General features: G+C 43.7%; 15 protein-coding genes and 1 pseudogene. 11 read left to right on the forward strand and 5 right to left on the reverse strand.

The features are described from left to right. The first annotated feature begins 40 nt into the window (after positions 1-40). Complete coding sequence (locus J7I93_RS05090) at positions 41-316, forward strand: YutD family protein (RefSeq protein WP_214724080.1); 276 nt, start codon at positions 41-43, stop codon at positions 314-316. 44 nt (positions 317-360) lie between these two features. Here J7I93_RS05090 and J7I93_RS05095 read toward each other — a convergent pair whose 3' ends face one another. From J7I93_RS05095 to glpX, 3 genes are all read right to left on the reverse strand, one after another. After that, positions 361-648 (reverse strand): cytosolic protein, encoded by a 288-nt coding sequence (locus tag J7I93_RS05095; protein WP_214723951.1) that lies wholly within the window; start codon positions 646-648, stop codon positions 361-363. Between the two features lie 108 nt (positions 649-756). Continuing rightward, positions 757-1,023 carry a DUF3055 domain-containing protein gene (locus tag J7I93_RS05100; protein ID WP_214723953.1) on the reverse strand — a complete coding sequence of 89 codons (267 nt, stop codon included), beginning with the start codon at positions 1,021-1,023 and terminating at the stop codon, positions 757-759. A 55-nt stretch (positions 1,024-1,078) separates the two neighbouring features. After that, positions 1,079-2,047: a class II fructose-bisphosphatase gene (gene glpX / locus J7I93_RS05105; protein WP_214723955.1), complete on the reverse strand. Its 969-nt coding sequence runs from the start codon at positions 2,045-2,047 to the stop codon at positions 1,079-1,081. Between the two features lie 237 nt (positions 2,048-2,284). On the opposite strand from glpX, the gene J7I93_RS05110 reads away from it, so the two are divergent. The 4 genes from J7I93_RS05110 to J7I93_RS05125 all read left to right on the forward strand — a co-directional run bounded on the left by J7I93_RS05110 (position 2,285) and on the right by J7I93_RS05125 (position 5,454). Next, entirely contained in the window at positions 2,285-2,851 is a 567-nt protein-coding gene (locus J7I93_RS05110) for an EAL domain-containing protein (protein WP_483297123.1), read from the forward strand. Positions 2,852-2,866: 15 nt separating this feature from the next. Next, positions 2,867-3,307 (forward strand): type VII toxin-antitoxin system HepT family RNase toxin, encoded by a 441-nt coding sequence (hepT, locus tag J7I93_RS05115; protein WP_214723957.1) that lies wholly within the window; start codon positions 2,867-2,869, stop codon positions 3,305-3,307. 106 nt (positions 3,308-3,413) lie between these two features. Next, a complete protein-coding gene (locus J7I93_RS05120; protein WP_214724082.1) occupies positions 3,414-4,040 on the forward strand; it encodes a helix-turn-helix transcriptional regulator in 627 nt (208 codons plus the stop codon). 646 nt (positions 4,041-4,686) lie between these two features. Then, positions 4,687-5,454: a TIGR01457 family HAD-type hydrolase gene (locus tag J7I93_RS05125; RefSeq protein ID WP_214723959.1), complete on the forward strand. Its 768-nt coding sequence runs from the start codon at positions 4,687-4,689 to the stop codon at positions 5,452-5,454. A gap of 34 nt (positions 5,455-5,488) precedes the next feature. Here J7I93_RS05125 and J7I93_RS05130 read toward each other — a convergent pair whose 3' ends face one another. After that, complete coding sequence (locus tag J7I93_RS05130) at positions 5,489-5,992, reverse strand: phosphatidylglycerophosphatase A family protein (RefSeq protein WP_214723961.1); 504 nt, start codon at positions 5,990-5,992, stop codon at positions 5,489-5,491. Positions 5,993-6,192: 200 nt separating this feature from the next. Between J7I93_RS05130 and yutH the strand changes: the two genes are divergently transcribed. The 5 genes from yutH to thrB all read left to right on the forward strand — a co-directional run bounded on the left by yutH (position 6,193) and on the right by thrB (position 11,791). Then, complete coding sequence (gene yutH, locus J7I93_RS05135; RefSeq protein WP_214723963.1) at positions 6,193-7,200, forward strand: spore coat putative kinase YutH; 1,008 nt, start codon at positions 6,193-6,195, stop codon at positions 7,198-7,200. A 73-nt stretch (positions 7,201-7,273) separates the two neighbouring features. Next, complete coding sequence (locus tag J7I93_RS05140; RefSeq protein WP_214723965.1) at positions 7,274-8,242, forward strand: 2-hydroxyacid dehydrogenase; 969 nt, start codon at positions 7,274-7,276, stop codon at positions 8,240-8,242. A gap of 254 nt (positions 8,243-8,496) precedes the next feature. Then, positions 8,497-9,795 (forward strand): homoserine dehydrogenase, encoded by a 1,299-nt coding sequence (locus tag J7I93_RS05145; RefSeq protein WP_214723967.1) that lies wholly within the window; start codon positions 8,497-8,499, stop codon positions 9,793-9,795. Then, positions 9,792-10,853 (forward strand): threonine synthase, encoded by a 1,062-nt coding sequence (gene thrC, locus J7I93_RS05150; RefSeq protein ID WP_214723969.1) that lies wholly within the window; start codon positions 9,792-9,794, stop codon positions 10,851-10,853. The genes J7I93_RS05145 and thrC overlap by 4 nt, the downstream gene beginning before the upstream one ends. Continuing rightward, positions 10,850-11,791, forward strand: a complete 942-nt coding sequence (thrB, locus tag J7I93_RS05155; protein ID WP_214723971.1) for a homoserine kinase — start codon at positions 10,850-10,852, stop codon at positions 11,789-11,791. The genes thrC and thrB overlap by 4 nt, the downstream gene beginning before the upstream one ends. A gap of 120 nt (positions 11,792-11,911) precedes the next feature. Here thrB and J7I93_RS05160 read toward each other — a convergent pair. Next, positions 11,912-12,133 (reverse strand): annotated as a pseudogene (locus J7I93_RS05160) (NifU family protein); the annotation flags it as partial. 185 nt (positions 12,134-12,318) lie between these two features. On the opposite strand from J7I93_RS05160, the gene J7I93_RS05165 reads away from it, so the two are divergent. Further along, the gene (locus tag J7I93_RS05165; protein ID WP_214723973.1) at positions 12,319-12,645 is read left to right on the forward strand and encodes a YuzD family protein; all 327 of its coding nucleotides are present in this window, start codon (positions 12,319-12,321) and stop codon (positions 12,643-12,645) included. Positions 12,646-12,659: the final 14 nt, after the last annotated feature.

Here is a 12,659-nt window from a genome sequence, read left to right on the forward strand (position 1 = left end):
ATAATATTGATACATAAGCAGTTAAGTTGAGGTGAAAAAGATGGTTTGCATTAATAATATTTGTTATGAAGTAATCGAGGAAGAGCGGGACGGTTTTAATGAGGAAGCGTTTCGCGGGAGATATAGTGAAATTCTATCCAGATATGATTACATTGTTGGGGACTGGGGATATGGACAGCTTCGTCTCCGCGGTTTTTTTGACGACCAGAATCAGAAAGCATCCTTTGATACAAAAATCAGCACATTAACAGAATATCTGTACGAGTTCTGTAACTTTGGGTGTGCCTATTTTGTTGTTAAGAAGGTAAAAAGCTAAAAAAGGGCTCGGGTGAAACCCGGCCCTTATCCTTTGTCTGATTGTTAAGTCTCTGTATATGGCGGTTCTTCGTTTTTATCGGGATCATCATGGGGAGGATGCGCCCCGTCCATCTGTCGCGGCAGGTTTTGGTGAAGGGACTTGAATTCATAATTGAACGCACTGTAATAACGCTGCCCTTCACGCCAAGGAGTGCTTTTATTTTCTACAGGTTCATCCGCATTCCTGGGAGCGCCATAGGGTCCTTCCGGCAGGTCTTCAGGAATGAGGAAGTTCCTTTGCGTTTCCACATTTGAAAAGTCTGTATAGGTCCTTCTTTCTTTATCGTCCATGCTATTCACTCCTTAAGAAGTATCTGGATGGAGACTTTTAATACAAATTGAAAAAAGGAGAACCCATTATACAAGGGTTCTCCTTTAGTATTTGTTGATTATTTAATATTAAACAAGTTCCATCAGAAATGACCGCAGTTCTTCGGCATCTTCTTCTGAAAGCTGGAATACATGTTCAAGGTAGCCTTCTTCCTTCAAATCATCTTCCCCGATGATCGCGAAGCGGCTTCCCTGAATATCAAGCACCAATTGTTTGCCATAATAACGATCAGATCGAATAATGGCGAGATCGAATCGCTGATTTTCACCCATAAAGCTGACAAACCGGGTTTTTGTATTTTCCAGGTCATCGTATAAGAAAAAACGTTCAGCCATATTTGCACTCTCCTCTTTGTGAATAATATAATAGGGCGCCATGCAGCCACGGTATTTATGACATCACCAGGTGTGGCTTATGCTCAAGATGATGGTGGGCCGTTATGTAGCGGACGGTCTTGGTTTTGGAACGCATAACAATAGAGTGGGTTTCAACTAAGTCACCGCCAAGAAAGCGAACCCCATCAAGCAGCTCCCCGCTTGAAACGCCTGTTGCAGCAAAAATGGCGTCATCTCCAGAAACAAGGTCGTTAAGGAACAGAAGCTGTCGCGGGTCCTTTAGGCCCATCCCGATGCATCGTTCTTCTTCTGCTTTTGTATAAGGGACGAGACGTGCCTGCATATCTCCGCCAAGCGCTTTTAAAGCGGCAGCCGAGATTACCCCTTCAGGAGCGCCGCCAATCCCGACGAATAGATCAATCCCTGTGTGAGGCAGTGCAGTCGCAATCGCGGCACCCACATCACCATCGCCAAATAATTTAACGCGGGAGCCTTTAGCCCGGATTCTTTCAATTAAATCTTCGTGGCGGTCCCGCTCTTGAATAATAACAGTCAGATCCTGGACACGCTTATTATTTGCTTCGGCTACAATGTCAATGGTCTTTTCGATTGGATCAAGTAAACTCACTTTCCCGGCAGCATTTTTTCCAACAGCGATCTTTTCCATATACATATCAGGGGCGTGCAGCAGTGTGCCTCTATCAGCTACAGCGATAACTGCCATGGCGTTGTTGTGCCCTTTTGCCACAATGCTTGTACCCTCCAAAGGATCAACAGCTATATCTACCTTGGGTCCCATACCTGTACCAAGCTTCTCACCAATATAAAGCATTGGTGCCTCGTCAAGTTCTCCCTCTCCAATAACGACAATGCCGTCCATATTGACTGAATCAAACATTCCGCGCATGGCGGCTGTTGCAGCGCCGTCTGCTTCGTTCTTTTTCCCTCTGCCCATCCATTGCGCAGATGCAAGTGCGGCAGCTTCTGTAACACGGACAATCTCTAAAGCCAGCTCACGTTCCACCAGGTTTCCCTCCCGTTAGCAATACTCTATCTAATTTTTGTAAAATTAAAGCCGTATAGGCTAATGCGCTTACATAATACTTGCATCAGCATGCAGCTTCTGTTTCCTATACTATCTTATCAGAATTATCCCTAATACTGAATGTCATTCCGGCAAATTCGACAAAATTCCAGCTCGTCCATATTTCTATAATAGGAAAAAATACTCAATTCGAAATATTGTGATACAATAGGAAGCATAGGGATTAGCTATGAACTGGAGCTGAGTGTTTTTGAAAAAACAATCGAACAGATCACAAAAACAAGCTGCCTCCAGGATATTTTTATAAACTTTACCCCCATCACAATTGGCCGTGCACGGTTTGTCAGGGATATAAAAAAGATGCTGGCCAAAAATAAAAATATCTTTCCCAGCCGGATTACTCTTGTAATTACAGAGCGGGATTCCATTGAAGGGATGGAAAACTTTATATACAATATAAAGGTACTAAGAACTTTGGGATTTCGGGTGGCTGTGGATGACACTGGCGCAGGATACGCCAGTTTGCATTCCATTAGTGAGATTATGCCGGACATTATTAAAATCGACCGTTCCGTCATTCAGGGCATTGATACAAACACAGTGAAAGAATCCATGCTGAAGGGCCTCCTTTTAGTAGCTAAAGAAGCGGGTTCTTTAGTTGTTGCCGAGGGAATAGAAAGTGAAGGGGAAGCATCTGTACTCTTCAGAAACAAAGTCGATTTAGCGCAAGGTTATTACTACGCTCGGCCAGATACTTTAAATAAGAGCCTGAAATCTTCATAGGAGGAAGGAAGCATTATGTATTTCGTAGACAGGGAAAAAATAGAAGACACGCTTAATTACTTGGAACAGCAAATCTCCCTTTTTGAAGAAGTGAAGGAGTGGACATCCCCTATTGAAAAGGCCGCACTGGAACGCATCGCCCAAATTATAATCGAAGCCATCCTTGATACAGGAAATGCGATGATTGACGGCTTTATCATGAGGGATCCAGGCAGCTACGAAGATATTGTAGACATTCTTGACGATGAAAAAGTAATCAGCAAAGAGATGAGCGAAAGCTTTAAAGAAGTGATTACATACCGTAAAATGCTTGTACAAAGTTATACAAAGGTTAATCATGAGGAAGTTAAGGCGGCATTCAGCAAACATTTGCTGATGCTGAAGGAATTTCCGGGCCGTGTAAGAGAGTATTTAATGAATGAATTAGGGCCTGTTTCTGCATTTAAACCGCAATAAGACCGGAGCAATCCGGTCTTTTTTTTCTAACTGGACTGATTAAAATATAAATAATTGTGATGGTTTGCAGTTATAAGCTAATATATAAGGAAGGACGGTGAATTTCATGCTTGTTGGAGCAAAATCTACTAAAGATCTTATCCTGCGATTCATTAAGACATCCGGAAGATTGTCCATTATTGAACTGGCAAGCGAATTAGGGATATCCGAAATGGCTGTCAGAAGGCATATCCAGGTTCTTGAAAAAGAAGCCTATATAGAGTCAGTTATTCTAAGGCAGACAAAGGGACGCCCTTCAAAGCTTTATCAGCTTACGAAAAAAGGCGAAGACCTGTTTCCTAAAAAATACAAACAGCTGAGTGTCGAGCTCTTAAGGGAACTAAAAAGTATGGGACAGGAAAGCTTAATCACAGAATTGTTCACAAGACGAAAAAACCGCCTGGTACAGCAGTATGAAATTCAAACATCCGAGAAAACCTTTGCGGAAAAACTGGAAGTTCTCACTGAAATTCAATTGATGGAGGGCTTCATGCCTGAAATCCGAAAAGAAGAAGGGCATATCCATCTGAAAGAATACAATTGCCCCTATATAGAAACAGCCGCAGAATTCAAACAAATATGCAAATCTGAAAAAGAATTTATAAAGGACTTTCTAGATACAGAGGAAGTCGAAATCAAATCCTGTATGGCCACCGGTGACGGCTGCTGTCATTATATAATAAACCAAGACTAGTATAGCTCCTGCTGAAGGAGTTTTTTCTTTAGGCTCTTTTCTAAAAGATTGTTGTTTTTTTATAGATTTTGTGATTAAAAAACATTGATAAATAAGGTTGGTTGATTGGTGCGTAAGGTGCGAGACTCCAGCGGGAGGAGTGGGACAGGTGAGACCCCACAGGCGCTGCGCGCCGAGGAGGCTCACCGCCCGCCCCGCGGTTCGCTGCGCATCCTGGAGCGGAAATCAACCTCTCCTTACTACTTGTTAAAAAAGCAACATAGTTTGCGAAAACAGCCTTTCTTTTTGATCTGGTTGATAAATAGATCCGATGAAAGTTTTATTTAATGCAAGCCGCTGGAAACGCTATTTACTGGATGATCGGAACTAATCGGAAGAATTAGATCCATTGGAATTCGGTTTTGAGTGATGAGTGGACCAAACTGGAATGAACGAGCCCGAGAAAGGGATAGTAGAAGAAGCAGGGGAGCCAATGTCTTATAAATGGAGACACATCTTACCCTAATTTGAAAATCGAATCGATCGTGAAAAATTGCACAAATCCCGACTATCCTTTAAGATAACTTTTATGGGTATTTTACTTAGCTAAAAAGCCAATCTCATACAAATACTAAATTTGGCCAAGATAAATTTGGGAGTGATTTTTTTGAAAAAATATAAAGGCTACTTAATAGATCTGGATGGCACGATGTACCGCGGAACAGAGCTGATCAGCGAGGCTGCTGACTTTGTGAACAAGCTGCGTGAGCAAGACTTGCCGTATTTGTTTGTGACAAACAATTCTTCCAAAACACCTGCACAGGTAGCGGATAAGCTTGTTAAGTTCGGCATTCCTTCGGAAGAGGGTCAGGTTTTTACAACGAGCATGGCAACTGCCAACTACATATATGAACAGAAAAATGATGCATCTGTTTATGTGATCGGTGAGGAAGGAATCCGCGAAGCATTGGCTGAAAAAGGATTAAGCTTTGCCGAGGAGCATGCCGATTATGTTGTGGTAGGGCTTGATCGCTCCATTAACTATGAAAAGCTGTCAATTGCCTGTTTGGCCGTTAGAAATGGAGCCACATTCATTTCTACAAACGGCGATATTGCCATTCCAACTGAAAGAGGGCTGCTGCCGGGGAATGGTTCATTAACTTCTGTCATCACGGTGTCCACTCAAACCCAGCCTGTGTTTATCGGCAAACCTGAGTCAATTATTATGGAACAGGCTTTAAAGGTGCTGGGCACCGCGAAGGAAGAGACGCTTATGGTGGGAGATAACTATGATACTGATATATTGGCAGGCATGAATGCAGGCATGGATACATTGCTTGTCCATACAGGCGTGACAACGAAGGAATTGCTTAAGGGCTATGAAAAAAAGCCGGCATTTGTGCTTGATTCTTTAGCAGAATGGGATTTTAAATAAACAAAAAAGGATGGAGAACACTCTCCATCCTTTTCTATTCTACATGTGCAGCGCTGTGTGCCAGGCGGCTTGATGCTGCCGCTGCGATGGCCCCAACAATATCATCAAGGAACGTATGGCATCTGCCTGAGCTTTTATCGTTTAGGTCCTTTAGAATTCCAGGCTTTAATTTATCGATATAACCAAAGTTTGTAAATCCGATGGATCCATATACATTAACAATGGATAATGCCAGTACTTCATCCGCTCCATATAACCCTTCGTCTGACTCGATTATCGACTGAAGCGGTTCCAATAGCTTTTTCTCCTCTGCAAGCATGTCAAGCTGAATGCCTGTCAAAATAGCATTTTGCACTTCTCTTTTGGATAAAACCCTCTGGACATTATTGATGCAGTCTTCCATCTTTAAATCAGGGTGATATTTTTCCTGAAGAAAGAAGACTAAATCAGCTATATCCTGAATTTCTACGCCTCTTTCATGGAGCCATTTCCGCGCTGTCTGTTCTGTAACACTTACTACTTTTTCTTCTCTATTCATTGGCGTCACCTTTTCTATTTATTTTCCCTATGTATATACCCTTTTTTGCAAAAATATGCCCGCTGCCGGCAAATGTGATAAGTTTCATTTCTTTTATCAATATCTCCATGGTACATAGTCTTATTCAAGAAAACAACAAGTTTTCCTGTGCTCTTTCATATATATTCCCTAAGGACTCATTTCCAAACGAGGTGGTAAAATTGTTTACAAAGTTGCTAAAGGAGCAATTTGGCATAGAGGCAGAAGGTACGATGCGGATCGGAAAATATGATGCATGCCGAAAGCAAGGGCAGCTTTACTTGCTTGTACCTGCGGGGCATGTAGCTGACGAAGAGCTTGAAGAACTGGAAAAAATGGCTGAGCATCTTGTGAAAAATGGTGACAGGAACATTAGTGCCTTTTTAAAAACGAAGGATGGAAAGCAGTATATTGATTGGCAGAATAGCCGTTATTGTGTTCTGGTCAATCAGCATGCTCAAAATCGAAAAATGACTAAGTTTGGCCGGAAACTGGCGAAATTCCATTATAGAGGAAGGACTATTTCTTTTCCGGTGAAAAAAATGAGCAGAATCGGGCAATGGAAACAGCTCTGGGAACAGCGGCTGGACCAAATGGAAAAGGTTTGGAATGAAATGCTGTTTCAGAAGCCCGATAATGATTTCGAGCGGATGTTTTTGGAATCCTTTCCTTACTATATGGGGCTTGCCGAGAACTCCATACAATATCTTGTTGATGCAGAGCTGGATGATGAGCCGGTCATGGTTGACAGCGGGACGGTTTGCCATGTCAGGTTATTATCTTCCACCTGGGGAGATTCCTATTATATGAAGAATCCATTTGACTGGGTGTTTGATCATTCTTCGAGAGACTTGGCCGAGTGGACGCGGGAAAGGTACTTCCATAATATTAAAACCTACCAGCCAGAGCTTCGCCAATTTTTATCGGAATATCAAAGTGTCGCACCGCTGTCTTCTTTTTCTTGGAGGCTCTATTACGCCCGGCTCCTGTTTCCGCTACATTATTTTGAAACGATTGAGGACTATTATGTGACGGATTCTGAGCAGCAGAAGCTGCTGCTGCAGGAGCGGCTTCAAAAGTATCTTTGGCAGTCTGATGACCATGAGAAATTTCTTGGAGGATTTTTCGAATTTGCCGAGGTTCCTGTGAAGAAATTCAGGATTCCGGTGCTCGATTGGATCAGGAGTTAAAGAGAAAGAGGAAGGGATAATGGCCCATATTGGCGAAAGAAACATACAGCAGAGAAAATAAGAGGGGTGCTGTATGAAACCATATATCTTTATTAGCAGAATGCTGCCTGACGATGCAGTCGCAATTCTTAAGGAAAAATACGATGTCCATATGTGGAATCAGGAAGATGTGCCTGTCCCTTATGAAATATTCCTGGAGGAAGCAAAAAAGGCGGATGCCCTATTGACGATGTTGTCCGAACCAGTCAATGAAGAAGTTCTCCATGCTGGCGAGAGGCTGAAAATTGTTGCCAATATGGCTGTTGGCTATGACAATGTGGATGTTGAGGCAGCATCAAGACTGGGAATCACAGTAACCAATACGCCTGATGTGTTAAATGATTCAACGGCCGATTTAACTTTTGCCCTCGTGCTGGCTGCTGCCCGCAGGATGGTGGAAGCGGCTGAGTTTGTGAAGGAAGGTAATTGGAAGAGCTGGAGTCCGCTGCTGCTGGCTGGCCAGGACGTGCATCATAAAACGATTGGGATTGTTGGAATGGGGAACATTGGGGAAACTGTAGCAAAGCGTGCAACCGGGTTTGAAATGGAAATTTTATACCATAACCGTTCCAGAAAACCGGACGCTGAGCAGGAGCTAGGAGCCCAATATGTCAGCTTTGATGAGCTTTTGGAACGTTCGGACTTCGTTGTCTGCCTGACTCCCTTAACGGACGGCACAAGAAATCTATTTAATCGCGATGCTTTTAAAAAGATGAAGAAGCATGCTGTTTTCGTTAATGCCTCCAGAGGACCGGTTGTGAATGAACAAGATTTATTTAAAGCATTGCTGGAAGGTGAGATTGCTGCAGCCGGCTTGGATGTATTCGCTGAAGAACCAATTGGCTCCAATCACCCGCTGTTAGAACTAAAGAATGTGGTGGCTATGCCTCATATCGGAAGCGCAAGTACGGAAACACGCTATGCCATGATGAAGCTTTGTATGGATAATATCGACCTTGTCCTTTCAGGAAATCCGCCTAAAACACCAGTCAATAAGAAATGAATTGTGAAAAGCACCCAAATAGCTGGGTGCTTTTTCTATAAGGTGTTTTATCGTGAAAACGCCCACATGTAAAAGAACCTTCAGTAAAAGAAAAATATTTTTACTATTAAAACCGCAATATGATAGGGTGTTAAGCGTTTTCAATATAATTTTTCGGAAAATTGCCTATTGTAAAAATTAGCGCGCGCCTCTATAATGTCTACTATACAAATACAAATGTACTTACATAGTGAACATTAAAAGGGGGAGCTAGCGTGGAATCAATCTCAATCGGTTTATTAGGATTAGGAACAGTTGGATCAGGTGTCGTGCAAATCATTGAGAAGCATCAGGATAAGCTTATGCATCAAGTCGGTTGTCCTGTGGTTGTAAAAAAGGTGCTCGTTAAAAACTTGGAAAAGGAAAGAGCGGTTAGAGTCGATCGGAATAGGCTGACGGCGAATCCTGATGATATTTTAAATGACAATGATATAGATGTAGTAATTGAAGTAATGGGCGGAATAGAAGAAACCAGAAATCATCTAAAGAAAGCATTGAACAACGGCAAGCATGTGGTGACAGCAAATAAGGATCTAATGGCCGTTTACGGTCCGGAGCTGCTGTCTGCTGCTTCACAAAATGGCTGCGACCTCTTTTATGAAGCGAGTGTCGCAGGCGGTATTCCAATTCTGAGAGGACTTGTGGACGGCTTGGCCTCGGACAGAATTACAAAAATGATGGGAATCGTCAATGGAACAACAAACTTTATTTTGACAAAAATGAGCAAGCAGGGCAGCGCATATGAAGAGGTACTTAAGGAAGCACAGGATCTGGGATACGCTGAAAGTGATCCGACCGCCGATGTAGAAGGCCTTGATGCGGCTAGAAAAATGGCTATTCTATCAACTCTCGGCTTCTCTATGAATATAGACTTGGATGACGTGAAGGTGAAAGGAATAACTGAAATTACTGAAGAGGATCTCCAATATGGCAAGCAGCTTGGCTACACAATGAAGCTAATCGGCATCGCCCATCGGGAAGGAGAGAAGGTGGAAGTCAGCGTACAGCCGACATTGCTAGCTGAATCCCATCCGCTTGCGTCCGTCCAAGATGAATATAACGCTGTATATGTATATGGTGAAGCTGTGGGAGAAACCATGTTCTACGGCCCGGGGGCAGGCAGTCTGCCAACTGCAACAGCCGTTGTATCCGACCTTGTTGGTGTGATGAAAAATATGCGACTTGGCGTTAACGGCAAAAGCGCCGTAACTCCTCAATATGAAAAGAAGCTAAAGGCTGCAGATGAAATTTATTCAAAGTACTTCCTAAGGCTGCATGTGAAAGATGAAGTTGGCACTTTTGCCAATATTACTTCCATTTTTTCAGACCATCATGTTAGCTTTGAAAAAATCCTGCAGCTGCCTTTAAAGGAGAAGGGCCTTGCTGAAATCGTCTTGGTTACACACCAGGCATCACTGCAAGATTACGAGGATATTTTAGTGAATTTAAGAGACTTGCCAGCGGTACAAACAATTGAAAGTTCCTACCGTGTAGAAGGGAGTGCAAAGGTATGAGATGGGAAGGGCTAATAAAGACATATAAAGATTTTCTGCCTGTAAATGAAAATACGCCAATGCTGACATTGAATGAAGGCAACACACCCCTGATCAGGCTTGATAAGCTCTCAAGGGATTGGGGCATTGACCTTTATGTAAAAACAGAAGGCGCCAATCCGACTGGCTCCTTTAAAGATAGAGGCATGGTAATGGCCGTTGCCAAGGCGAAGGAAGAGGGAAGCGATGCCATTATCTGCGCTTCAACAGGCAATACGTCTGCGGCGGCGGCTGCCTATGCGGCCAGAGCGGGTATGAGATGTGTTGTTGTCATTCCGGAAGGAAAAATCGCCATGGGCAAGCTCGCACAGGCTGTCATGTACGGTGCAGAGGTCGTTTCAATCGAAGGCAACTTCGACCAGGCGCTGGCGATGGTCCGGAAAATCAGCGAAACAGAACCTATCACTCTCGTAAACTCGGTGAATCCATATCGTCTTGAAGGGCAGAAGACAGCTGCCTTTGAAATCTGCGACCAGCTGGGGGGATCTCCTGATATCCTCGCTTTGCCGGTCGGCAATGCAGGCAATATTTCTGCCTATTGGAAAGGCTTTAAAGAATACCATCAAGCACGCCAGACTGGACTGCCTAGAATGCACGGAGTCCAAGCTGAGGGAGCGGCAGCCATTGTCCATAACCGTGTTTTTGAAAATCCGGAAACAGTTGCGACAGCAATCCGAATCGGAAACCCGGCAAGCTGGCATTTAGCGAATGCGGCATTGGCAGAGTCCAATGGGAAAATTGATGAAGTCAGTGATGATGAGATTCTTTGCATGTACCGCAAGCTTGCCTCATCGGAAGGAATTTTTGCTGAGCCTGCTTCATGTGCTTCTCTGGCGGGAATTTACAAGCAGCTCCGCAATGGTGAAATTCCTCATAAAACAAAGGTTGTCGCGATTCTGACAGGAAATGGGCTAAAGGATCCAAGCACAGCTATTGATTGCAGTCCTGTTAAGCCGGTACTGCTGCCAAATGATGAACAAGCGGTGGCTGAGCATATTAAGGGAGTCGTCCATGTATGAGCGAAGGTGAAATGCTCGTCATCAAAGTTCCTGGCAGCACGGCAAATCTGGGGCCAGGATTTGATTCTATCGGCCTCGCATTAAACTTGTATTTAACGCTTGAAGCGGAAAGGGCTGATAGGTTTGAAATGATCCCCCTGTCAGCACCTTTGAGCATTTACCCTACCGATGAATCGAATTTCATTTTTCAAGTTGCAAGGGATACAGCAAAGAAGTATGGGAGAGAGCTTCCGGCCTGCAAAGTCAGGATTACCAGTGATATCCCGCTGACAAGAGGCCTTGGTTCAAGTGCTGCAGCCATAGTAGCCGGAATCGAGCTGGCAGACTCGCTCTGTAACCTTCATTTAAGCCAGCAGGAAAAATTAGAGCTGTCTTCACGTATGGAAGGCCATCCCGATAACGCAGGAGCATCGCTGCTAGGCGGGATGGTGATTGGCTGCCAATCAGAGGACGAGGTCCATGTACAATCCATTAAAAATCTTGAATTGGATGTCGTTGCAGTCGTACCAAAGGAAGAGCTTCTCACGAAAGAATCGAGGGGCGTTCTGCCGGAAGAATGGTCTTTTAAAGAGGCGGTACAAGCAGGAGCGGTAGGAAATGTCATGGTAGCGGCTTTGCTGAGCGGAAACTATCCACTGGCAGGGAAAATGATGCAAGCGGACTTATATCACCATCCTTACCGCAAAAAAATGGTTCCCCATCTGGAAGTTATTGAAAAAATGGCTCCTGAGCTTGGCGCCTTTGGTGTAGCCTTAAGCGGTGCAGGACCAGCAGTACTCTGCCTTGCAGAAGCAGGATTAGCTCCATCAGTGGCAGAGGGGCTGCAAAAGCTGCTTCCGGATATGGATATCCTCTGCTTGCAGATTGACCAGGCAGGCAGCAGTGTTTTAAAAAAAAGCCTAGCTGAGGAACAGGAACCGGAATTTGGCCATATATAATACCCGCCTTCCGTTCCATTCAACAAGGTTCCGATATCTACAATAAGCTTTAACAGAGGCTTATAAAAAGAAAGCAAAAAAAAAGCGATGTCATGCCGACATCGCTTTTTGTCAATGAAATTAAAATACTTGTTCTACTTCAACTACACCCGGTACTTCTTCTAAAAGAGCGCGCTCAATACCGGCTTTTAACGTGATTGTTGAGCTCGGACAGCTTCCGCATGCACCAAGAAGGCGCAATTTTACAATACCGTCTTCAACATCCACCAATTCGCAGTCCCCGCCATCGCGAAGAAGGAACGGGCGCAATTTATCTAATACTTCCTGAACTTGTTCAGTCATTGTCGTTTGTTCTGCCATGTGAAATCGACTCCTTTCCTTATATTTATTATAATCAAATCAATCCTAAAAATCTATTCCCGGAACATAATTTCCACACATTAGGAAAAATATTTTCTTATGTTAACTGTTTGTTTATATTGTAAAATGGAGCTAAGAAGAGCGTGAGCAAAGAGGGGGATTATGAAATGAAGAAAGAAATAGAAATAACCGTATATGGAGCAGAACAGCTTTGCCCAAGCTGTGTGAACCTTCCTTCATCAAAGGAGACCTACGAGTGGCTGGATGCAGCCCTATCCAGGAAGTATGCAGACCAGCCTTTTAAGATCGTGTATGTTGATATCCATAACCCGCCTGAAGAAGAGGATAAAAGAGAATTTGCACAGCGGGTCATTGAGGAGGATATGTTCTATCCTGTAGTCCTTATTGAGAATGAGATCGTCGGCGAAGGGAATCCCAAGCTGAAAACTATCTATGCAGAAATGGAAAAGTACGGCTATCAGGCTGTTTTATAAAAAGGCTCAATGTT

Origin of the sequence: Bacillus sp. ISL-47 (assembly GCF_018613175.1) — a bacterium.
Taxonomy (GTDB): Bacteria; Bacillota; Bacilli; order Bacillales; family Cytobacillaceae; genus Cytobacillus.

Bases quoted from the DNA above. Each gene is read 5' to 3' on its own strand.
- J7I93_RS05140 (WP_214723965.1), top strand. From the start codon at position 7,274: ATGAAACCATATATCTTTATTAGCAGAATGCTGCCTGACGATGCAGTC.
- J7I93_RS05095 (WP_214723951.1), bottom strand. From the start codon at position 648: ATGGACGATAAAGAAAGAAGGACCTATACAGACTTTTCAAATGTGGAA.
- J7I93_RS05130 (WP_214723961.1), bottom strand. From the start codon at position 5,992: ATGAATAGAGAAGAAAAAGTAGTAAGTGTTACAGAACAGACAGCGCGG.
- J7I93_RS05120 (WP_214724082.1), top strand. From the start codon at position 3,414: ATGCTTGTTGGAGCAAAATCTACTAAAGATCTTATCCTGCGATTCATT.
- J7I93_RS05165 (WP_214723973.1), top strand. From the start codon at position 12,319: ATGAAGAAAGAAATAGAAATAACCGTATATGGAGCAGAACAGCTTTGC.
- J7I93_RS05090 (WP_214724080.1), top strand. From the start codon at position 41: ATGGTTTGCATTAATAATATTTGTTATGAAGTAATCGAGGAAGAGCGG.
- hepT (WP_214723957.1), top strand. From the start codon at position 2,867: ATGTATTTCGTAGACAGGGAAAAAATAGAAGACACGCTTAATTACTTG.
- thrB (WP_214723971.1), top strand. From the start codon at position 10,850: ATGAGCGAAGGTGAAATGCTCGTCATCAAAGTTCCTGGCAGCACGGCA.
- J7I93_RS05100 (WP_214723953.1), bottom strand. From the start codon at position 1,023: ATGGCTGAACGTTTTTTCTTATACGATGACCTGGAAAATACAAAAACC.
- thrC (WP_214723969.1), top strand. From the start codon at position 9,792: ATGAGATGGGAAGGGCTAATAAAGACATATAAAGATTTTCTGCCTGTA.